Annotated in this window: 23 protein-coding genes and 1 tRNA gene; 14 read left to right on the forward strand and 10 right to left on the reverse strand. The window is 71.0% G+C overall.

All coding sequences use genetic code 11. The annotated features are described in order from the left end of the window. The first annotated feature begins 134 nt into the window (after positions 1-134). Positions 135-494 (forward strand): hypothetical protein, encoded by a 360-nt coding sequence (locus GKE62_RS09575; protein WP_195908330.1) that lies wholly within the window; start codon positions 135-137, stop codon positions 492-494. A 175-nt stretch (positions 495-669) separates the two neighbouring features. On the opposite strand, the gene GKE62_RS09580 is transcribed toward GKE62_RS09575, so the two are convergent. Together GKE62_RS09580 and GKE62_RS09585 are read right to left on the reverse strand one after the other, a co-directional pair. Beyond that, on the reverse strand, positions 670-1,071 hold the full coding sequence (locus tag GKE62_RS09580) for a hypothetical protein (protein ID WP_154692050.1): 402 nt from the start codon (positions 1,069-1,071) through the stop codon (positions 670-672). Positions 1,072-1,222: 151 nt separating this feature from the next. After that, a complete protein-coding gene (locus GKE62_RS09585) occupies positions 1,223-2,488 on the reverse strand; it encodes a dicarboxylate/amino acid:cation symporter (protein WP_154692051.1) in 1,266 nt (421 codons plus the stop codon). 90 nt (positions 2,489-2,578) lie between these two features. Between GKE62_RS09585 and glmM the strand changes: the two genes are divergently transcribed. From glmM to thiD, 3 genes are read left to right on the forward strand one after another with little or no spacing between them, the layout of a single operon-like run. Further along, entirely contained in the window at positions 2,579-3,919 is a 1,341-nt protein-coding gene (gene glmM / locus GKE62_RS09590) for a phosphoglucosamine mutase (protein WP_154692052.1), read from the forward strand. A 12-nt stretch (positions 3,920-3,931) separates the two neighbouring features. After that, entirely contained in the window at positions 3,932-4,156 is a 225-nt protein-coding gene (locus GKE62_RS09595; RefSeq protein ID WP_154692053.1) for a DUF1272 domain-containing protein, read from the forward strand. Continuing rightward, on the forward strand, positions 4,153-4,905 hold the full coding sequence (gene thiD, locus GKE62_RS09600) for a bifunctional hydroxymethylpyrimidine kinase/phosphomethylpyrimidine kinase (RefSeq protein WP_154692054.1): 753 nt from the start codon (positions 4,153-4,155) through the stop codon (positions 4,903-4,905). Before GKE62_RS09595 ends, thiD begins: the two co-directional genes overlap by 4 nt. 1 nt (position 4,906) lies before the next feature. Here thiD and GKE62_RS09605 read toward each other — a convergent pair whose 3' ends face one another. Next, on the reverse strand, positions 4,907-5,827 hold the full coding sequence (locus tag GKE62_RS09605) for a TIGR00730 family Rossman fold protein (RefSeq protein WP_154692055.1): 921 nt from the start codon (positions 5,825-5,827) through the stop codon (positions 4,907-4,909). A gap of 68 nt (positions 5,828-5,895) precedes the next feature. After that, positions 5,896-5,969: transfer RNA gene (locus GKE62_RS09610), tRNA-Gln, on the reverse strand. A gap of 126 nt (positions 5,970-6,095) precedes the next feature. Here GKE62_RS09610 and GKE62_RS09615 point away from each other — a divergent pair. The 3 genes from GKE62_RS09615 (at position 6,096) to GKE62_RS09625 (ending at position 9,396) form a co-directional block, all read left to right on the forward strand. After that, positions 6,096-7,238 carry a Ppx/GppA phosphatase family protein gene (locus GKE62_RS09615; RefSeq protein WP_230206609.1) on the forward strand — a complete coding sequence of 381 codons (1,143 nt, stop codon included), beginning with the start codon at positions 6,096-6,098 and terminating at the stop codon, positions 7,236-7,238. Beyond that, positions 7,235-7,897, forward strand: coding sequence for an RlmE family RNA methyltransferase (locus GKE62_RS09620; protein ID WP_154692056.1), 663 nt, complete (start codon positions 7,235-7,237; stop codon positions 7,895-7,897). The genes GKE62_RS09615 and GKE62_RS09620 overlap by 4 nt, the downstream gene beginning before the upstream one ends. Before the next feature lie 62 nt (positions 7,898-7,959). Then, positions 7,960-9,396 (forward strand): peptide MFS transporter, encoded by a 1,437-nt coding sequence (locus GKE62_RS09625; RefSeq protein WP_230206610.1) that lies wholly within the window; start codon positions 7,960-7,962, stop codon positions 9,394-9,396. A gap of 4 nt (positions 9,397-9,400) precedes the next feature. On the opposite strand, the gene GKE62_RS09630 is transcribed toward GKE62_RS09625, so the two are convergent. After that, positions 9,401-10,042 (reverse strand): cytochrome c family protein, encoded by a 642-nt coding sequence (locus GKE62_RS09630; RefSeq protein WP_154692057.1) that lies wholly within the window; start codon positions 10,040-10,042, stop codon positions 9,401-9,403. A 132-nt stretch (positions 10,043-10,174) separates the two neighbouring features. Between GKE62_RS09630 and GKE62_RS09635 the strand changes: the two genes are divergently transcribed. The 7 genes from GKE62_RS09635 to GKE62_RS09665 all read left to right on the forward strand — a co-directional run bounded on the left by GKE62_RS09635 (position 10,175) and on the right by GKE62_RS09665 (position 17,315). Then, entirely contained in the window at positions 10,175-11,074 is a 900-nt protein-coding gene (locus tag GKE62_RS09635) for a prephenate dehydratase (RefSeq protein ID WP_154692058.1), read from the forward strand. Between the two features lie 36 nt (positions 11,075-11,110). Further along, the gene (locus GKE62_RS09640; protein WP_154692059.1) at positions 11,111-11,782 is read left to right on the forward strand and encodes a hypothetical protein; all 672 of its coding nucleotides are present in this window, start codon (positions 11,111-11,113) and stop codon (positions 11,780-11,782) included. 65 nt (positions 11,783-11,847) lie between these two features. Further along, positions 11,848-13,026 carry a DUF4350 domain-containing protein gene (locus tag GKE62_RS09645; protein WP_230206611.1) on the forward strand — a complete coding sequence of 393 codons (1,179 nt, stop codon included), beginning with the start codon at positions 11,848-11,850 and terminating at the stop codon, positions 13,024-13,026. Beyond that, on the forward strand, positions 13,023-13,991 hold the full coding sequence (locus GKE62_RS09650) for a MoxR family ATPase (RefSeq protein ID WP_154692060.1): 969 nt from the start codon (positions 13,023-13,025) through the stop codon (positions 13,989-13,991). Before GKE62_RS09645 ends, GKE62_RS09650 begins: the two co-directional genes overlap by 4 nt. Next, a complete protein-coding gene (locus GKE62_RS09655; protein ID WP_154692061.1) occupies positions 13,988-15,310 on the forward strand; it encodes a DUF58 domain-containing protein in 1,323 nt (440 codons plus the stop codon). Before GKE62_RS09650 ends, GKE62_RS09655 begins: the two co-directional genes overlap by 4 nt. After that, complete coding sequence (locus tag GKE62_RS09660; protein WP_154692062.1) at positions 15,307-16,362, forward strand: stage II sporulation protein M; 1,056 nt, start codon at positions 15,307-15,309, stop codon at positions 16,360-16,362. The genes GKE62_RS09655 and GKE62_RS09660 overlap by 4 nt, the downstream gene beginning before the upstream one ends. Continuing rightward, positions 16,359-17,315, forward strand: coding sequence for an RDD family protein (locus GKE62_RS09665; RefSeq protein WP_154692063.1), 957 nt, complete (start codon positions 16,359-16,361; stop codon positions 17,313-17,315). Before GKE62_RS09660 ends, GKE62_RS09665 begins: the two co-directional genes overlap by 4 nt. A gap of 127 nt (positions 17,316-17,442) precedes the next feature. Here the strand turns inward: GKE62_RS09665 and GKE62_RS09670 are convergent, their stop codons facing one another. The 5 genes from GKE62_RS09670 to rplK all read right to left on the reverse strand — a co-directional run bounded on the left by GKE62_RS09670 (position 17,443) and on the right by rplK (position 20,775). Beyond that, on the reverse strand, positions 17,443-17,892 hold the full coding sequence (locus GKE62_RS09670; protein ID WP_154692064.1) for a hypothetical protein: 450 nt from the start codon (positions 17,890-17,892) through the stop codon (positions 17,443-17,445). Positions 17,893-18,030: 138 nt separating this feature from the next. After that, positions 18,031-18,951, reverse strand: coding sequence for an isoaspartyl peptidase/L-asparaginase family protein (locus tag GKE62_RS09675; RefSeq protein ID WP_154693657.1), 921 nt, complete (start codon positions 18,949-18,951; stop codon positions 18,031-18,033). A gap of 5 nt (positions 18,952-18,956) precedes the next feature. Beyond that, positions 18,957-19,505 carry a phosphatase PAP2 family protein gene (locus GKE62_RS09680; RefSeq protein WP_154692065.1) on the reverse strand — a complete coding sequence of 183 codons (549 nt, stop codon included), beginning with the start codon at positions 19,503-19,505 and terminating at the stop codon, positions 18,957-18,959. A 132-nt stretch (positions 19,506-19,637) separates the two neighbouring features. Next, complete coding sequence (rplA, locus tag GKE62_RS09685) at positions 19,638-20,339, reverse strand: 50S ribosomal protein L1 (RefSeq protein WP_154692066.1); 702 nt, start codon at positions 20,337-20,339, stop codon at positions 19,638-19,640. Positions 20,340-20,343: 4 nt separating this feature from the next. Then, complete coding sequence (rplK, locus tag GKE62_RS09690) at positions 20,344-20,775, reverse strand: 50S ribosomal protein L11 (RefSeq protein WP_154692067.1); 432 nt, start codon at positions 20,773-20,775, stop codon at positions 20,344-20,346. Positions 20,776-20,809 lie beyond the last annotated feature (34 nt).

Here is a 20,809-nt window from a genome sequence, read left to right on the forward strand (position 1 = left end):
GGCCGCGGTCTCCGTCCGCCCGCGCACCGTGCGCCGCGCGGTCATCAGTTCGCGGCCGTATTTGTCGGTCGGACGATCGAGCCGGGGGGACCAGTTCGAACGGGGCGGCGTTGACCCAGCGCTGGAGCACGGCGGTGGCGCGTTCGGCGCCGAGCGCCTCGGCCGGGCAGCGGGCGCGGACTTCGGGGGCGTCGATGCCGACGATGCGGACGGTGCGCTGCGCGATTTTCAGCGTATCGCCATCGACCACGCACAGCGCCCCGCGCCCCGCGCCGCAGCGGGTGAACGCACCGTCGACCGCGACCGGGCGGGCTTCGAGAAAGGCGGGCGGGGCGAAGGCGATGGCGTTGCGCCACAGCACCCACAGCGCGGCGATGACGACGATCCCCAGCCACCAGCGGATCGCCCGCCAGAAACGGACGAGGATGTTGGGGCGGCCAGAGCGTTTGGCCGATTCTCCGCGCCACTGCGCGGCGGGCAGGACATGGCCGTAATCCTCGGGCCGGGTCCACGATTTGGGCGCCTTGGGGCGTCTGCGAAAGGGGGATGAGATCGCCCATGGCGGCGGTGTAGCCCAACGCGGCGGATGCAAGAAGGGGCGACGGACCGGGCCCGCCGCCCCTGTTCTCACGGACCCGCCGCGCGGGGCCACGCCTGGTGGCGGTGCGGCTAGTCGGCCTTCTTGTCCTTGCCGGCCTTGACCTTGGCGCCCCCCTTGGCGGTGTGCGCGGCATGGGCATCGGCCGAGACCGTGGCGCCGCCCTCGGCCGAGGCGGCGGTGTCGTGCGCCGCGGCGACGGCTTCCTGCGCCCGCTCGGTGGCGGTGGCGACGGTCGCCTGCGCGGTGTCCGACGCCTGCGCCGAGGTGCTGGCGATGCGGTCGGCCACGGTATCGGCGGTGGTGCCGACGCCGTTGACCGCGCCGTTGGCGGCGCCATTGGCCTGGCCGGTCACGGCGCCGACGCCAGCGCCAACCCCGGCGCCAACCCCGGCGCCCACCTGGGCCTGCGCGGTCGCGCCCGTGGCGAGGAGGAGCGCGAGCGCGGCGGTGGAAACGATGGTCTTGGTCATGGATTTTGCGTCCCGTTGTGCTGTTGTGCTTGAGGGACGCGCGATGTGCCGGGTGCCCCCGCCGCTGGCTACCCCCGGCGCGGCGGAGCGCGCCGGAGCCGGGGCGGGCGGCATCCGTTCATCTGCGGTTTAGGCGGGGTTTATCCGCGGTTCAGCTTGGCGGCCCGCGCAGGGCCCGGCGATCGACCGCCGCGGCGACCGCGACGTCCATCGTCACATTGCCGACGGTGCGCATGAGGTCGGGCAGCATCTCGACCGCGACGAGCAGCGCCAGCGGGCCGATCGGCACGCCCATCGCGAGCGCGATCGGCCCGATGTTGGCGATGAAGCTGATCGAGCCGGGCAGGCTGGGCGCGCCCAGCGAGCTGAGCAGCGACACCGCGACCCCCGCGGCGAGCGCTGCGGGCGTCAGCTCGACCCCCGCGAGGTGCGCGACATAGACCGCGACCGCGATGTTCATCGCCGGGCTGGTCGCGCGGAACAGTGCCACCGCCAGCGGCAGGACGTAGTCCGCGCTGGTCTCGCTCAGGCCCAGGCGGCGCGCGGCGGAGAGCATCGCGGGCAGGCTGGCTAGCGAGGACTGGGTCGAGAGCGCCACCGTCTGCGGCGCCAGCATCGCCGCGGCGAACGCGCGCGGGCTTTGCCGGGCCAGGCCCAGCGCGACCGCGTAGGCGCCGAGCAGCACGACCCCGCCGACCGTGCTGACGATGACGATATAATGCGCCAGCGCCCCGACCGCGGCCGCGCCGCTCTTCGCCGCCACCCCCAGCGCCAGCGCCATGACCCCGATCGGGGCCAGCGCCAGCACCCAGCCGACGACCACCAGCATAGCCCCGGCGATCGCTTCGAACAGATGCTGAAGCGTCCGTCGCGGCTCGCCTCCAAGCCGGGTCGAGGCGAGCGCGAACAGCGTCATGAACACCACCACCGGCAGCAGCGCGCCCCCCGCCGCCGCCGCGACGACGTTGTCGGGGACGAGCGCGGCGAGGAAGTCGGCGAGCGTAGGCAGCGGCGCGTCCGCGCCCGCGTCGGCCAGTCTCAGCGCGGCGGCGGCCTCGGGCGGGACCGGCGACCAGGCCAGCAGCAGCGGGGTCAGCAGCGCCGCCATCACCGCGCTGGCCAGCAGGATCGCGGCGAACAGCCCCACCGACGCGCGCGCCATCGTCCCGCCCCGCGCCGCGGCGACGGTCCGCACGATCCCGGTGAACAGCAGCGCGGCGACCAGCGGCAGGATCGTCATCTGCAGCCCGCGCAGCCACAGCGCCCCCACCGGATCGGCGATCGCCAGCACCGCGGGCAGCGCAGCGCTGTCGCGCAGGGCGAGACCGGACGCGAGCCCCGCGACGAGCCCGGCGAAGGTCCACGCGGTGGGCACGCGGATCTCGGGAAGAGGCGACGCGTTGCGATCTTCGGACATGCCGTGCTTCCCCGCCGCGACTGGAGGGGTGACATTACCCGGCGCTCGCGGCATGGCAATCGCCGGGCGAATTCGAGCTTCGGGACGCACATGACACGCAAGTTCTTCGGCACCGACGGCATCCGCGGGCGCACCAACGCCGGGACGATGACCGCCGCCACCGCGATGCGGGTCGGCCAGGCGGCGGGCACCTGGTTCCTGCGCGGGGCGCACCGCCACCGCGTGGTGATCGGCAAGGATACGCGCCTGTCCGGCTACATGATGGAGAACGCGCTGGTCGCGGGCTTCACCAGCGTCGGCATGGACGTGATCATGACCGGGCCGCTGCCGACCCCGGCGATCGCGATGCTCACCCGCGAGATGCGCGCCGACCTGGGCGTGATGATCTCGGCCAGCCACAACCCGTTCGAGGACAACGGGATCAAGCTGTTCGGCCCCGACGGCTACAAGCTGTCGGACGAGGCCGAGCTCGGGATCGAGGCGCTGATGGGCGGAGAGATCGCGCTGGCCGACGCCCGCGACATCGGCCGTGCGCGGCGGGTGGAGGATGCGCGCGGTCGCTATATCCACGCGGTGAAGGCCAGCCTGCCCGACTCGGTGCGGCTCGACGGGCTCAAGATCGTGGTCGATTGCGCCCATGGCGCGGCCTATCAGGTGACGCCCGCGGCGCTATGGGAGCTGGGCGCGGAAGTGATCGCGATCGGGGTCGAGCCCGACGGCACCAACATCAACGCCGGGGTCGGTTCGACCAGCCTCGCCGCGATCAAGGCGCGGGTGGTGGCCGAACAGGCCGACATCGGGATCGCGCTGGATGGCGACGCCGACCGGCTGATCGTGGTCGACGAGCGCGGCGAGACCGTCGACGGCGACCAGATCATGGCGCTGATCGGCTCGAGCCTGGCCAGACAGGGGCTGCTCAAAGGCGGCGCGGTGGTGGCGACGGTGATGTCCAATCTCGGCCTCGAACGGTTCCTCGAAGCGCACGACATTGGCCTGTTGCGGACCGCGGTGGGCGACCGCCACGTGCTCGAGGCGATGCGCGCGAAAGGCTGCAACGTCGGCGGCGAGCAATCGGGACACATGATCCTGACCGACCACGCGACCACCGGCGACGGCACGATCGCCGCGCTTCAGGTGCTCGCCGCGCTGGTCCGGGCGAAGAAGCCGGCGAGCGAAGTGCTCCACCTGTTCGACCGGGTGCCGCAACTGCTGCGCAACGTGCGCTTCGCGGGCGGCAAACCGCTCGAGCACGACGCGGTCAAGCGCAGCATCGCCGAGGCCGAGGCCGCGCTGAACGGCAAGGGCCGCCTGGTCATCCGCCCCTCGGGCACCGAACCGGTGATCAGGGTCATGGCCGAGGGGGACGATGCGGGCGAGGTCGAGGCGGCGGTCGCATCGATCTGCGCGGCGGTGGAGGAGGCGGCGGCCTGATGCCGAAAACCGATGCTTGAGATGCGCCCCGACTGCGAACGCTGCGGCGCGGACCTGCCCGCCGAGGCGCCGGGCGCGTTCATCTGCTCGTTCGAGTGCACCTTCTGCGCCGAATGCGCCGATGCGCTCGACGACCGCTGCCCCAACTGCGGCGGCGAGCTGATGGACCGGCCGAGCCGCGCGAAGGCGCTGCACGCGAAGTTTCCGCCGGGCAAGGTGCGGAAGTTCAAGGGTTGAGCCCCCCGCCCCGCATCCTGACCATCGCCGGGTCCGACAGTTCGGGCGGGGCGGGGGTCCAGGCGGACGTCAAGACGATCACCATGCTCGGCGGCTACGCGATGACCGCGATCACCGCTTTGACCGCGCAGAACACAATCGGAGTGACGCGGGTCGAGCAGGTCTCGCCCGAGATGGTCGCGGCGCAGATCGACGCTTGCGTCAGCGACATCGGAGTCGATGCGATCAAGATCGGGATGCTCGGGTCCGCGGCGATCGCGCGCGCGCTCTCCGACCGGCTCGAAACGCTGGCCGCGCCCGTCGTGTTCGATCCGGTGATGGTCGCGACCAGCGGCGCCGCGCTCGCCGATGCCGAGACGATTGCCGCGTTCGAGCGGTTGATGGCGCTGGCGACGCTCACCACGCCCAACGTCGCCGAACTCGAAGCGCTGGGCGGCGACGACGCGATGGCGGCGCGCTGCGTCGCCTATCTCGCCAAGGGCGGCGATGCCGAGGGCGCGACGGTGATCGACCGGCTGGTCCGCACCGACGGCAGCATGCTCAGCTTCGAAGGCTCGCGCATCGCCACCCGCCACACCCACGGCACCGGTTGCACCCTGTCGAGCGCGATCGCGACGTTTCTGGGCATGGGTCTGCCATTGGAGGAGGCGATTGACCGGGCGCGGGGATTCGTCAGGTCGGCGCTACGCGCGGCGCCGGGGTTCGGGGAGGGGTCCGGGCCGCTGGGGCACGCTCAGGCGCGGGGTTAGCTCAGCACTCCAACCCGTAAAACGCCACGATATGCCCCCAGGCCTCGTCGGCGGTCTCGACCCAGCGGAACAGCTCGAGGTCGGCGTGGTTGATCACGCCTTCGTCGGCCATCGCTTCGAAATTGACGACCTTGTTCCAGTACGCGCGCCCGAATAGCAGGATGGGGATCGGCTTCATCTTGCCGGTCTGGATCAGGGTCAGCAGCTCCATGAATTCGTCGAGCGTGCCGAACCCGCCGGGGAACACCGCCACCGCGCGGGCGCGCAGGAGGAAGTGCATCTTGCGCAGCGCGAAATAGTGGAACTGAAACGAGAGGTGCGGGGTGACGTATTCGTTGGGCGCCTGCTCGTGCGGCAGGACGATGTTGAGCCCGATGGTCTCGGCCCCCGCCTCGTGCGCCCCGCGGTTGGCCGCCTCCATGATCGACGGGCCGCCGCCCGAGCAGATCACGAACTGGCGCTTGCCGTCCTCGACGACGTTGCACTCGCCCGCCAGCCGGCCGAGCCTGCGCGCCTCCTCGTAGTACTTGGAATTGGCGATCAGGCGCTCGACCACCTTGCGCCGTTCGGGCGTGCTGGCGGTGGCCAGCGCGGCCTCGGCCTGCTCGGGCGCGGGAATGCGGGCGGAGCCGTAGCAGACCAGCGTCGAGCCGATCCCGGCCTCTTCCAGCAGCATCTCGCACTTGAGCAGCTCGAGCTGGAAGCGCACCGGGCGCAGTTCCTCGCGCAGCAGGAACTCGGTGTCGCGGAAGGCCAGGCGATAGGCCGAATCGCGGGTCTGGGCGGTGTCGGGTGCCTGGCTTTCGGTGAACGCGGCCTCGGTCCGGGCGCGGTGGAATTTGCGGCCCGTCACGTCGCGGTCGGCGGCCACCGGCTCGGGCAGCGGGGCCTTGTCGGGCGCGGCGGGGTTCTGTTCGGTCATGTCTGCTCCCGGCCAACCGCCGCGACGCCTCGGGGTGGCGGGAGAGCGGTCGCGCGAATATGGGCGGTTGGATGCCCCGCGAGGATTCGAACCTCGATTGACGGAGTCAGAGTCCGCTGTCTTACCGTTAGACGACGGGGCAACGAGGGGTGGGCCTCTATGCGGGGGCCGGGGTCGAGTCAAGCAAGGCCCGGCCCGGTTCGGCGCCTCGCTTGCCGCCCACCGCGCAAGACGCTAGGCTCGCGGTCAGGTTCCCGGGGCGGGCATCGTGCCTGGCGAAAAACAGAGTTCGGAAAAGCACACCATGGCGGAGATGAGCCCGCCGCCGCGGGCCAGCGAGGCGCATCGAGACGAGCCGGTAGCGAAGCCGGCCCAGCCCCATTTCCGCCCCGCCTGGCAGGGCCGCCAAGCCTACGCCGCGATCGACCTGGGTACCAACAACTGCCGCCTGCTGATCGCGCGGCCCTCGGGCGAAAACTTCACCGTGATCGACGCCTTCAGCCGCGTCGTCAGGCTGGGCGAAGGCCTCGCGACCAGCGGCGTGCTCAGCCAGGAGGCCATGGACCGCGCGCTCGGCGCGCTCCACGTCTGCGCCGACAAGCTGCGCCGCCGCAACGTCCACCTCGCCCGCTCGGTCGCCACCGAGGCCTGCCGGCGAGCGAGCAACGGCGCCGAGTTCATCGCCCGGGTGCGCGACGAGACCGGCATCTTCCTCGACGTAATCAGCGCGCAGGAGGAAGCTCGGCTGGCAGTACTCGGCTGCCACATCCTGCTCGAACAGGGCGAGGGTCCGGCGATGATCTTCGACATCGGCGGCGGCTCGACCGAGCTCGTGCTGATCGACAGCGGCGAACGCGTGCCCCGGATACTCGACTGGCAGAGCGTGCCATGGGGCGTGGTCTCGCTCACCGAAAGCTGCGACGGAATCGACCTGGCCGACCCGTCACCCGATGCGCTGGCGAGGCATTATGCGCAGATGCGCGGGCTGGTTGCGGACAGCTTCGCCGAGTTCGGCGAACGGATCGAGCCGTGGCGGGCCAAGCGCGGACTCAATGGGGCCGGCGCCGAACTTCGCCTGCTCGGCACCAGCGGGACGGTGACCACGCTCGCCAGCCTCCACCTCGAGCTCCCGCAATACGATCGCCGCGCGGTCGACGGGCTGATCATGCCGGTCGAGGCGATGCGCGCCATCAGCGCGCGGCTTTCGGGGATGTGCCTCGACGAGCGCCGCCAGTTGCAATGCATCGGCCGCGAGCGCGCCGACCTGGTCGTCGCCGGCTGCGCGATCCTCGAGACGATCCTCGACCTATGGCCCGCCGAGCGTCTGGGCGTGGCCGACCGCGGCATTCGCGAGGGCATTTTGCGCAGCCTGATGGCGGCCGACTTCCGCCGTCAGGCGGACAAGACATGAGCCGGTCCGGCCGCGACCCGGGGGAACGCCTAAAAACCGCCAAGAAGCGCACCGCCTCCTCGGCACGGTGGCTCACCCGCCAGCTCAACGACCCTTACGTCAAGCGCGCCAAGGACGAAGGCTACCGCAGCCGCGCCGCCTACAAACTGGCCGAGCTCGACGATCGCTTCGCGCTGCTCAAGGGGGCCAAGGCAGTGGTCGACCTGGGCATCGCGCCGGGCGGGTGGGCGCAGATCGTCGCCAAGCGCGCACCCGGCGCGGCGATCGTCGGGATCGATTTGCTCCCGGTCGATCCGCTGCCCGGCGTCACGCTGTTCCAGATGGACTTCATGGCCGACGAAGCGCCCGGCCTCTTGACCGAGGCGCTGGGCCGCGCGCCCGACCTGGTGCTGTCCGACATGGCCGCCAACACCGTCGGGCACAAGCAGACCGATCATTTGCGGACGATGGGCCTGGTCGAGGCGGCGGCGGACTTCGCGATCGCCGCGCTCGCGCCGGGCGGCGCCTTCGTCGCCAAAGTGCTCGCCGGAGGGACCGATCCGGTGCTGCTGGCGCTGCTCAAGCGCCACTTCGCCGCGGTCAAGCACGCCAAGCCGCCGGCCAGCCGCAAGGGCTCGTCGGAGTGGTACGTGATCGCGCAAGGATTCAAGGGCGTTTGAAACGAGCCCGCACCGTGTAATTTTGTCCCCTTCGTAGCGAAGCAAACCCGGAGTGCCCGCCCTTGGAAACCAGCGCGATCGATGCCGATGGCGACGCCCTGCGGGCCGGACAGGCGCTCCCGTCCGGCGTGCCGACCGCCGAAGCCTTCGGCCAGCCCAAGGGCTTGTGGGTGCTGGCCGGAACCGAACTGTGGGACCGCATCTCGTTCCACGGGATGGTCGCGATGCTCACGCTCTACATGGCGGGCGAACTGCTGCTGCCGGGGCGGATCGAGCATGTCGTCGGGTTCGCCGGGTATCGCGCCTTCCTCGAGGGCATGACCGGGCCGCTGTCGGTCCAGGCGCTGGCGACGCAGACCTTCGGGCTGTATTTTTCGGGCGTGACCTTCATGCCGCTGTTCGGCGGGGCGATCGGCGATCGGCTGATAGGGCGCAAGGCGGCGGTCAGCCTGGGCGCGCTGCTGATGACCGCGGGGCACTTCGCGATGGCGTTCGACGCCTCGTTCCTGCTCGCGCTGGTGCTGCTGGTGCTGGGCGCGGGGCTGCTGCGCGGCAACCTGAGCGCGCAGGTCAAGGCGCTTTATGCCGAAGGCGATTCCCGCTCGGTCAACGCGTTCCAGTACTATTACCTCGCGATCAACTTCGGGGCGTTCATCGCCCCGATCGTGGCGGGCGGGGTCGCGGCGATCTGGGGCTGGCACGCCGGGTTCGGCATCGCGGGGTTCGGCATGCTGATCGGGCTGATCGTCTACCTCGTCGGCCAGAGGCACCTGGTCGACGAAAAGCCGCGGCGGCTGCGCCCGATCGAGGAACGCGGTCCGCGCGCCGCGCTGACGCCGGGCGAGCGCCGCCGGGTGCTGGGCCTCGCTCTGATCTGGCCGATCTCGGTCTGCTTCTGGGTCGCACAGGCGCAGATCTGGAACGTCTACAACATCTGGGTGCGCGATCACGTCGAGATGCGCGTCGGCAGCTTCGACGTGCCCGTGCCCTGGATGCAGTCACTCGACGGGCTCGCCCCGGCGCTGTTCACCCCGGTGGTGCTGTGGATCTGGTCGCGTCAGGCCAAGCGCGGCAGGGAGCCCGACCTTTACGTCAAGCTGGCGATCGGCGCGGGGATCTTCGCGCTGTCGACCGCCTGGCTTGCCGCCGCCCAACTGATCTACGGCGCAGGCCGCGCGCCGATCCTGTGGCCGGTGTGGTTCCACGTGATGTCGAACTTCGGGGCGGTCTATTTCGCGCCGACGATGCTCGGCATCTTCGGCACCCGCGCGCCCTATTCGCTCCGCGGCACTCTGATCGGGATCAACAGCCTCGCGGTGTCGGCGGCGAGCCTCATCAGCGGCCCGATGGGCGGGATGTACGAGACGATGAGCCCGGGCGCGTTCTGGCTGATCAACACCGCGATCTGCGGTGGCGGGGCGCTGACCGTGCTGGTCCTGCGCGGCTTCTACGGACGGCTGCTCGATCTCGATCCGGTCGCGCCCACCGCTGCGGGCTGAGCGATTACGGAGCCTTAGTGGTGGCCGCCGCCGCCTTGTCTTCGCCCGCCGCCGCTGCCTCCGCCGGAGCGGCCTTGGCATCCGCCGCGGCGGTGTCCGCTGCCGGGGCCGCTTCGGCGGCGGGCAGCGGCAGGTTCGAACCCTGCTTGTTGAGATAGACGATGATGTTGGCGCGGTCTTCCGGCTTGGAGAGGCCGGCGAAGCTCATCTTGGTGCCGCTGGCGAACTTCTTGGGGCTGGTCAGCCAGGCATCGAGATTGGCAAAATCCCAGTTGCCGCCGTGCCCGGCCAGATCGCCCGAGAACGCGAAGCCGCCCTTGCCCTTGCCGATCGGCTCGCCGACCGTGCCGTAGAGGTTGGGTCCAATGCCGTTGGCCCCGCCCTGCTCGATCGTGTGGCAGGCCTTGCACTTGGCGAAAAGCGCCTCGCCCGCGGCCGGATCGGCGGCGGCGAGCAGCGTGGGCAGCGGCACCGCGGCCGCGCCACCTTCGCCCTCGACCTCGACGCCTTCGATCGCATAGCCCATCTTGTGCGGACGATGGTCCTTGTCGGCCTCGAAGTAATGGCGGCTGACGCTCGCGAGCCCGAGCGCGACGATCCCGCCGAACAGCGTCCAGCCAGCAATCGTGTTGAACCTGTCGTCCATGTCCCCAGTGCCCCGTAAGCAGCCGATTTGGCCGCTGCTCTAGTCAGGCCCCCGCGAGCGCGCAAGTCAGATTGGCGTGCAAGTGCGATTGGGCTTGCGGACAGAGGTTTCAGCCTCCTAAGCGCGCGCCCGATGCACAGTTATCCGCCCGCCGCGCTTGCGCTGGTCGAAACGTACACCGCCGCAGTCGCGGGCGATCCGGCGCGCGCGATCGCTTTCCAGGGCGCGCCCGGCGCCAATTCGCATCGCGCGCTGGCCGAATACGCCCCCGACGCGCTGCCGTTGCCGTGCTTCTCGTTCGAAGACGCGCTGGAGGCGGTGCGCGACGGCCGCGCAGGCCAGGCGATGATCCCGATCGAGAATTCGCAGCACGGGCGGGTGGCGGACATCCATTTCCTCCTCCCCGAATCCGGGCTGGCGATCGTCGGCGAGCATTTCCTGGGGATCACCCACTGCCTGATGGCGCTGCCCGAAGCTGGCGACGGCCCGTTCGAGGCGGCCTACAGCCATCCTCAGGCGCTGGGCCAGTCGCGCCATTTCCTCCGCGAGCGGGGGATCGTGCCGCTGAGCTATGCCGACACCGCCGGCGCGGCGGCCTATGTCGCCGAGCTCGGCGACCTCACCGCGGCGGCGATCGCGCCCCGCATCGCGGCGGAACTCTATGGCCTGCGGATCGTGGCCGAGGCGGTCGAGGACGCGCCCGACAACACCACCCGGTTCGTGGTGCTGGCCCGCGAGGCGCTCGATCCCCTGCCGCAGGGTCCGGCGACGATGACGAGCTTCGTGTTCGAGGTGAAAAACATCCCCGCCGCGCTCTACAAGGCGCTGGGCGGGTTCGCCACCAACGGGGTCAACATGACCAAGCTGGAAAGCTATCAGCGCGGCGCGAGCTTTTCGGCGACGACGTTCTACGCCGACATCGTCGGTGCGCCGGGCGATCCCGCGGTCGATCGCGCGCTCGCGGAATTGGCGTTTCACTGCAAGCAGTTGCGCCTGTTGGGGACTTATCCCTTGGCGCGCGAGCGGGGTTAGGTTGCACCGCCGCCCGGCGCGTGCGAGCAAGCGCGGGTGAGCGAAGCAGGGGGCGTCATCGCCGGGTCCGAGGCCGCCGCGCGCGATTCCGCGGCGTGGGCCGCGCTGCGCGCCGATCCCTCGATCCAGTTCGCGCCGGTCCCGCCGCCTGCCCCGCCGGTCACGCCCGAATGGCTGCTCGCGGTCGGGCGCTTCCTCGAACGCCTGCTGCGCCCGCTCGGCGAGCTGCTGGGGATGGACTGGCGCTGGCTGATGGGGACGCTGCTGACGCTGGCAGGCGCGGGCGCGCTGTGGCTGGTGTGGGTGCTGGCAATCGCCCCGTGGCTGGCGAGGCGGCGCGCCGAAGCCGTCGCCGAAACGCCCGAGTGGAGCCCCGATCGCGCCGCCGCGCTCGCCCTGCTCGAGGACGCGGACCGGCTTGCCGCCGCCGGGCGCTATGGCGAGGCGGCGCACCTGCTGCTCTTGCGCAGCGTCGGCCAGATCGGCGCGGCGCGCCCCGGCCTGCTCCTCCCCGCCAGCACCGCGCGCGAGATCGGCGCGGCGCGCGCGCTGCCCGATCGCGCCCGCCACGCCTTCGCGACGATCGCCCAGGTTGTCGAGCGCAGCCTGTTCGCCTTGCGCGGCGCGGGCGAGGGCGACTGGGTGACGGCCCGCACGGCCTACGCCGAATTCGCGCTGGCCGATTTGCTGGCGGCGGACTTGCGCTGAGCGCCGCGTCCGCCTTCAGTCCGCGCGCGGCGCTGGGGCTGGTCGCGGTCGGCGCGATCGCCTTCGTGACGCTGCTCTACGCGATCGGCGCCGGGCTGACCGGCGGCGGCAATGACGGCGGCGCGCATGCGCTGTCCAAGGGGCTGACCGGCTATGCCGGGCTGGCCGAACTTGCCCGCGAAACCGGATTGAACGTCGCCACGGTTCGCAGCGTCGCGCGACTCGACGACCCTGGACTGCTCGTTCTCACGCCTCCCGCGGGTGCGGATGGGAAGGAGATCGAAGGGATCGTGGCCGCGCGTCGCGCGATCGGTCCGACCATGGTCGTAGCGCCCAAGTGGCTGACCGTTCCCGCGGGGAACTCCGGCAAGCCCGGCTGGGTTGCGCTTGCCGATACCGTCCTGCCGCGCTGGGAGGGGTTCGCCGATGACGTCACGGTCGAGATCGTCGAGGCCCGGACGTGGCGCTACAAGGTCCTTAGTGGCCGCTTGCCACAGCGGCACCGGGTCGAAATCGGAACCGGCAAAGACCTGATTGCCCTGGTCTCCGACGACCGGGGACGAACTCTGGCCGGCTATCGCGGGGACGAGGGCTACTACCCGCGCCTCAACGCCATGGCCGGGGTCGATGTCGACATGGGCGGTGAACGGACGGAACTCCATCCACTGATCCTGGTGTTCGAACCCGACCTGCTCGACAATCAAGGATTGCGCGACCGCGCGACCGCGATGCTCGCACTCCATCTGCTGCGCGAGGCGAGCGACGGCGGGCGGCTGCCGATCGCGTTCGACGTCACCCTCAACGGCCTGGGCCGCGCGCGCAATCTGCTGACGCTGGCGTTCACCCCGCCGTTCCTGGCCGCGACGCTGGCGCTGCTGCTGGCCGCGCTGGCGGCGGGGTGGCGCGGGTTCATCCGCTTCGGCCCGCCGCGCGTGGCGGCGCGCGCGATCGCCTATGGCAAGACCGCGCTGGTCGAGAACAGCGCCGGGCTGATCCGCCGCGCGGGACGCATCCGCCTGCTCGGCGCACCCTACGCGGCGCTCGTCACCCAGCGCACCTTGCGCGCGCTGGGCCTCCCGCCGGGGAGCGACGCCGCCGCCATCGACGCCGCGCAGCGCCGCCGCGGCCAGGCGGGGGCGGCATTCAGCACCGAAGCCGCCGCGCTGGCCGCGGCGCGCAAGCCGACCGATCTCGTCCGCCACGCCGCGGCGCTTCACACCATTGAAAAGGGCCTCTCGCGATGACCGAATCCGCCACGCTGGACCAGGTGCGTACGCTGGCCGAGGCGATCCGCGGCGAGGTCGCCAAGGCGATCGTCGGGCAGAGCGAGACCGTCGAGCACCTGCTGATCGCGCTGTTCGCGCGCGGCCACGTGCTGCTCGAAGGGCCGCCCGGCACCGCCAAGACCTTCCTCGCGCAAAGCCTCGCCGCCGCGCTGGGGCTGGACTTCGGGCGTATCCAGTTCACCCCCGACCTGATGCCCGGCGACATCCTCGGTTCGAACCTGTTCAATTTCTCGACCAGCGCCTTCACCCTCACCCGCGGGCCGATCTTCTGCGAGCTGCTGCTCGCCGACGAGATCAACCGCACTCCGCCGAAGACCCAGGCCGCGCTGCTCGAGGCGATGCAGGAGCGCCGCATCACCCTCGACGGCGAGGCGCACGCCCTGCCCGAGCGGTTCACCGTGATCGCCACCCAGAACCCGATCGAGAGCCAAGGGGTCTATCCGCTGCCCGAGGCCCAGCTCGACCGGTTCCTGTTCAAGCTGCTGATCGACTACCCCAGCGCCGAGGAGGAGGCGCGGGTGGTGCGGCTGTACGGAGAGCGGGGCGGTGCGCCCAGCCCCGCCGCGATGGGGCTGGGCGCGGTGACCGATGCGGCGGGGATCGCGCGCGCCGCGGCGGCGGTGAGCACGGTAACGCTGGCCGAGCCGGTCTCGGACTACATCGTCCGCCTGATCCGCGCGACGCGCGAAACCGCCGAGCTGAGCAGCGGCGCCAGCCCCCGCGCCGCGGTGCTGCTGGCCCAGGCCGCGCGCGCCCGCGCCGCGCTCGACGGGCGCGACTACGTGGTGCCCGACGACGTCAAGGCGCTCGCCCCCGCGGTCCTGCGCCACCGCCTGCTGCTGTCCCCGGCAGCGGAGATCGAAGGGCGCAGCGGCGAAGCCATCGTCGGCGAGCTGATCGAGGCGACCGAAGCGCCCCGATGACCTTCTACCCCACCGCCCGCACCACCTTGCTGCTGGTCGCGCTCGCGCCGCTGGCGCTGTTGCTGGCGGCAGTCGCCGAACCGCTATGGGTGCTGGCGCCATTGGTGGGGCTGGTCATCGTTGCGCTGGTGGTCGCCGACGCAGCGCTGGCCGGACGCGCGGCGGACGTCCGCCTGATCGCGCCGGGCGACGCCGAGATCGGCGAGTCGCTGGCGTTGACCGTCCTCGCCGACTTTGCCGGCAGGCGCGGGACCGGGTCGCCCGAGGCCGCGTTGGCGGTGGATCCCCGGCTGGCCGCCGGGGGCCGCACCGCGTTCCCTCTTGCCTACGATCCGGCGAGCGCAAGCTGGTCGGGCACCGCCGAACTCCTCCCGAACCGTCGCGGTTCCGCGGCGATTGCGGCCCTGTGGCTGCGCTGGCCCGGCCCGCTCGGCCTGGCCTGGCGGCAGCGGGTCGAAACGTTCGACCGCATAGTCCGCATCCGTCCCAACCTCGCTCCGGCGCGCAGCCCGGCGCTGCAGATGCTGCTGCGCGACGCCCAGTTCGGGCTGGTCGCACGACGCATCCGCGGGGAAGGATCGCAGTTCGAGGCACTGGCCGAATACGAACCGGGCATGGACCGCCGCCGGATCGACTGGAAGAGCTCGGCGCGCCACGTTCGCCTGCTCGCCAAGGAGATGGAGGCCGAGCGCAACCTGCCGATCGTCTTCGCTTTCGATTGCGGGCAGGCTATGTGCGAGCCGGTCGAAGGCCTGCCGCGGATCGACCGCGCGGTCTCGGCCGCGCTGACCACCGCGTTCGTCGCGCTCAAGGCGGGCGACCGGGTGGCGCTGTTCGGGTTCGCCGCGCGAGTGCTGGTGGCGACCCCGTTCATCGTCGACACCCGTCAGTTCCGCCGCCTCCACGCGGCCGCCGCCGAGCTCGACTACCGTCCCGAGGAGGCCAACTTCACCCTTGCGCTCTCGACCCTGGCGGCGCGGCTCCAGCGGCGCAGCCTGGTGGTGCTGTTCGCCGAATTCACCGATCCCACCGGCGCCGAGCTGATGATCGAGAGCGTCGCCCGATTGGTTACGCGCCACCGCGTGCTGTTCGTGGTCCTGCACGACGAGGAGCTGGAGGCGATGACCGCGCGCGAGCCGGCCAGCGTCCAGGCGATCGGGGTCGCGGTCGCCGCCGACGCGCTCGCACGGCAACGGATGTTGGTGCTCGCCCGGCTGCGGCGGCTGGGGGTGGACATCGTCGAAGCGCCGTGGCGCGAGGTCGGCACGCGGCTGCTCGACGCCTACCTGACGCTCAAGCGCGGCGGGGGCATCGGATGAACGCGCTGTCGCGCCTGTTCGCCAAGACCCCCGAACCGGTGCTCGCGGTCGAGCAGGCGGCGCTGCGCTCGGACCGCTTCCGGCTCGAGCGCGAGGGCGACTGGAAGCGGCTGGAAGCGATCGTCGTGCGGATGGAGAAGGGGCGCCTCTCGCGCCTGTCGGACGAAGACATCCTGGCGCTGCCGGTGCTCTACCGGACGGTCGCCTCGAGCCTCGCCATCGCCCGCGAGACCTCGCTCGATGCCGCCACGCTCGCCTATCTCGACAGTCTGGCCCAGCGCGCCTGGTTCCTCGTCTATGGCCCGCGCGTGGGCCTGTGGGGATGGCTGCGGCGGTTCCTGGGGGGCGACTGGGGGCGCGCGGTGCGCGGCATCGGCCCCGACATCGCGATCGCGCTGGCGGTGATGGTCGCGGGCGCGGTGGTCGGCTGGCTGCTGGTCGCGCACGATCCCGAATGGTACGCCGCGCTGATCCCCGAAGGCCTCGCCGACGCCCGCCGTCCCGGCGCCGACGCGGCGACGCTGCGCGGCACGCTCTATGGCGACGACGGGCAGGCCGGGCTGGCGGTGTTCGCCGCGGCGCTGTTCAGCAACAACGCCCAGGTGGCGATCCTCGCCTTCGCGCTGGGCTTCGCCTTCGCGCTGCCCTCGCTGCTGCTGCTGGTCCACAACATGGCCGGGCTGGGCGCGATGCTGTGGCTGTTCGACCGCGCCGGACTGCTGCCGGATCTGGTCGCGTGGCTGATGGTCCACGGCACCACCGAACTCTTCGCGATCCTGCTCGCGGGCGCGGCGGGGATCCACGTCGGGCGCGCGCTGGCGTTCCCGGGTGAGGCCGCGATGCTCGATGCCGCGGCCATCGCCGGCCGCCGCGCCGCCCAGGTCATGACCGGGGTGGTGCTGATGCTGATCGTCGCGGCGATGCTCGAAGGGTTCTTCCGCCAGCTCGTCCAGGATCCGGTGGGGCGGTTCGCCATCGGCAGCTTCATGCTGGTGTTCTGGATCGGTTACCTGTTCGCCTGGCGCCGCGGCGCAAGCGGAGACGCGGCGTGAGCGCGGCGCGCACCGCCAAACCGTCGCGCCCGGTGCTCGATACGGTGCGCCGCCGCCGCACCGTGGTGACGCCCGAGGGCATCGCGCTCGACTTCACCGTCGCCTCGCGTTCGAGCCGCGCCGGGGCGCTGCTGATCGACCTCATGATCGTCGCGCTGGCGATGCTGCTGACCACGCTGCTGCTGATCTTCCTGCTGTTCGGCACGCTGCAGGTCGGCGACGGCGCATTCGACCAGAAGAACGCGGCAGGGCGCGTGCTCCAAGGTTTCGCGGCGTTGTGGATCGTGGCGATGTTCCTGTTCCGCAACGCCTATTTCCTGTTCTTCGAACTCCGCCCGCGCGGCGCGACGCCGGGCAAGCGGATGGCCGGCATCCGCATCGCCGCGCGCGACGGGGCGCAGCTCACCGCCGAGGCGGTGATCGCGCGCAACCTGGTGCGCGACATCGAGCTGTTCCTGCCTGCGGTGTTCTTCGCCCAGGCCAGCCAGGGCGGGGGCGACACCGGCGTGGCGACGTTCGCCGCGCTCGCCTGGCTGCTGGTGTTCCTGGCGATCCCGCTGGCGGGCCGCGACCGCCTGCGCGCGGGCGACATCATCGCGGGCAGTTGGGTGGTCGAGGCCCCGCGCGCGAAGCTGGCGACCCTGCTCGCCACCGGCACGGCGCTCCGCGATGGAACCAGCGCGATCACCGGCGCGCGCTTCCGCTTCAGCGAGGCCGAGCTGGCGGTCTACGGCGAGTACGAACTGCAGACGCTCGAACGCGTGCTGCGCGACGGGCGCGGCGAGAACCTGGTCGCGGTGACCGAGGCGATCTGCCGCAAGATCGGCTGGGAACCGGGCCGCGGCGACGAACGCGCGTTCCTCGAAGCTTATTACGCGCAGCTCCGCGCGCGGCTGGAAAAGGGCATGCGCTTCGGCAAGCGCAAGGCCGACAAGCACGCGGGGGAAGGCTAAGCTCTTTCCCCAGGGCGCTTCTTCAATCCCCCCCGGGTGGGGAGGCGGAGGGGTGCCCACGCCAGCGTCGACACCCCTCCGTCAGCCCAAGCGGGCTGGCACCTCCCCGGCAGGGGAGGCGCTGTACCTACTTACGCCACTTGAGTTCCTGGAGCAGTTGCGTGCCCTCGACATGGCGGAACTTGGCGCGCTCGCCCGAGGCGGCTTCCATCTGGGCATCATCCATCTTGACGTTGGCGCGGATCATCGCGGCCCGCCGCTCGCCCTCGGCGCCGTCCGGAATGTTCTTGAACCGGCGGATCAGGTAGAGATCGGGCTCGCCCTTTCGCGCGTTCACGTTGGCGAGGATCTCCCAGCTCGTCTGCCAGCCCTGCTTGACCGCGTATTCCTCTTGCGCCTTATAGAAGCCGCTGAGGAAGTTGGCGTAATCGAGATAGTGGCCATCGTCGATCGAGACGCTGGTGACCGAAACATAGTCGCCGCCGATGAACGGATCGTTGCTCTGCGCGAGCGCGGGCAGCGGGGCGGCGAAGGCAAGGGTAACGGCGGCAACGGCCGCGAGTTTCAATGCACGCATGGGGGCAGTCCTCCTGTTCCCGGCCGACGGACGATCCGCCGGTCACGGGCAGCATTGGAGTCGGGCGACCCTCGTTCTCATTATTTGATTTGAGCCGGCCCCTAAGCTGCGCCGATGCTAGACTTACAACGCTGTCAGTCAATCCTGTTCAGCAAAGATCGCGGCTTCGCATAGACCGCCGCTGTCGGCGCGCGCGCGGTACATGCCCGGCGTGTTGAACGCGAACGCGGTGCTGCCGTCGGGCGCGGCGACGATCACCCCGCCGCTGCCGCCGAGCGCGCCGATTTCGGCGATCACCGCGTCGGCGGCGGCTTGCGCGCTTTCGCCCAGCAGCCGCATCCGCGCACCGATCTCGTGCGCGGCGGCGGTGCGGATGAAGAACTCGCCCGCGCCGGTGGCCGAAACCGCGCAGGCGCGATCGTCGGCATACGTGCCCGCGCCGATCAGCGGGCTGTCGCCGATCCGTCCCCAGCGCTTGCCGGTGAGGCCCCCGGTCGAGGTCGCCGCGGCGACGTGGCCCGCGTCGTCCACCGCGACCGCACCGACCGTGCCGTATTTGAGATCGACGTCGTACCAGCCCAGCTTCCTGGCCTTGAGCTCCTGCAACTGGCGCCAGCGCTCGGGGGTGGCGAACCAGTCGGGGTCGACCTGCTTGAGCCCCTGTTCGCGGCTGAATTCGTCGGCGCCGGGGCCGGAGAGCAACACGTGCGGGCTCGCCTCCATCACCGCGCGGGCGAGGCGCACGGGGTTGCGGGTGTGCGTCGCCGCGGCGACCGCGCCGGCGCCGCGGGTCGCCCCGTCCATGATCGCGGCGTCGAGTTCGGTGGTTCCGTGATAGGTGAACACCGCGCCGCGCCCGGCGTTGAATTTGTCATCGTCCTCGAGCACCGCCACCGCCGCGACCACCGCATCGAGCGCGCCGCCGCCCGCCGCGAGGATCGCCGATCCGGCGTCGCGCGCCACCTCGAGCGCGGCGAGATGCTCGGCCTGCGCGGCCTCGGGCATCGTCGCCGGGGTCATGCTGCCCGCGCCGCCGTGGATCGCGATGCTCCAGGCGATGCCGGTCAAAACGCCATCGCCATGCTCACCCCGCCGCCGTGGGCATCGCCCCACGGCACGACCATCGCGCTGCGCGGGTGGTGCTTGTTGGTGATCAGCAAGCCCGCCGCGGTGCCGATCCCGGCGCCCACCGCGCAATCGTACCAGTGGTGCTTGTCGGCCTCGACCCGCGCGAGCCCGACGAACGAGGCGGCGGCGAAGGCGGGAATGCCGATCCCCGGCCCCTCGCGCTCGTAGATGCTCGCCGCGGCGGCGAAGCCGACCGCGGTGTGGCCCGAGGGGAAGCTGCGGTTGTTGCTGCCGTCCGGCCGACGCTCGGGGAAGAGCTCCTTGAGCCCGGTGGCGGTCAGCCCCGCCGCCCCTTCCGATCCCGCCGCCTGGAGCGCGCCCGCCCCGTCGCCGTGGACCGCGGGCAGACCGATCGCCAGCGCGGTCAGGGCCAGCACCCCGACGTCGCTGGCGGTCGCCCAATCGTGGTCGGAAGCCTGCGCCGGGGTGACGGCGGCGAGCGCGATGGCGGAAGCGGCGACGGCTAGCGGAAGACGGCGATTCATGACGAGCTCCTCTGCCGCGAATGACGCCGCGCCCACCTCATAACCACAGCGGCCGTGCGACGGAAGCCGATGCAAAGGGGGCCGGGAAGGTTTCCCTTCCCGGCCCCCGAATAACGCACCGAAATCAGGCGATCAGACGCCCGCGACCTCGGCAGTGTCGATCTTTAGCCCCGGGCCCATCGACGAGCTCAGCGCGACCTTGCGGACGTACTTACCCTTGGCCCCGGCAGGCTTGGCCTTGACGATCGCATCGACGAACGCAGCGAAGTTGGCCTTGAGCGCATCGTCGGAGAACGACAGCTTGCCGATCCCCGAATGGATGATCCCGGCCTTCTCGACGCGGAACTCGATCTGCCCGCCCTTGGCGGCCTTGACCGCTTCGGCGACGTTCGGCGTGACGGTGCCCAGCTTGGGGTTGGGCATCAGGCCCTTGGGGCCCAGCAGCTTGCCCAGCCGACCGACGACGCCCATCATGTCGGGCGTGGCGATGACCCGGCCATAGTCGACGTTGCCGGCCTGCATGTCTTCCATCAGGTCTTCGGCGCCGACCTTGTCGGCTCCCGCCGCCAGCGCCTGCTCGGCCTTGTCGCCGCGCGCGAACACCGCGACCTTGACGGTCTTGCCGGTGCCCGAGGGCAGCGTCACCATGCCGCGGACCATCTGGTCGGCGTGGCGCGGATCGACGCCCAGGTTGAGCGCGACTTCGAGCGTCTCGTCAAACTTGGCCCTGGCCAGCTCGCGCAGCGTCTTGAGCGCCTCGTCGACGCCGTAGAGCTTCTGGTTGTCGCCGAGCTTGGCGGACAGCGCTTTCGCTTTCTTGGTTGGCTTGGCCATGTCGTCAGCCCTCCACAACTTCGAGGCCCATCGCGCGCGCGGAGCCTTCGATGATCTTGGTCGCCGCGTCGATGTCATGCGCGTTCAAGTCCGCCATCTTGACTTGCGCGATCTCGGACAGCTGCGAGCGCTTGATCTTGCCCGCGCTGACCTTGCCCGGCTCCTTCGAGCCCGACTTGAGGCCCGCGGCCTTCTTGATCAGGTAGGTCGCCGGGGGGGTCTTGGTCACGAAGGTGAACGACTTGTCGGCGTAGACGGTGATGATCGTGGGCAGCGGGGTGGTCTTCTCGACTTCCTGCGTGGCAGCGTTGAACTGCTTGCAGAACTCCATGATGTTGACCCCGCGCTGGCCGAGCGCGGGCCCGATCGGCGGCGACGGATTGGCGGCGCCCGCGGGCACCTGCAGCTTGATGTAACCGGTAATCTTCTTGGCCACGGATGGCCTCCTTTCTTCCTGTTGGCGCCGGGTG

This window comes from Novosphingobium sp. Gsoil 351, assembly GCF_009707465.1.
Classification (GTDB): domain Bacteria; phylum Pseudomonadota; class Alphaproteobacteria; order Sphingomonadales; family Sphingomonadaceae; genus Novosphingobium.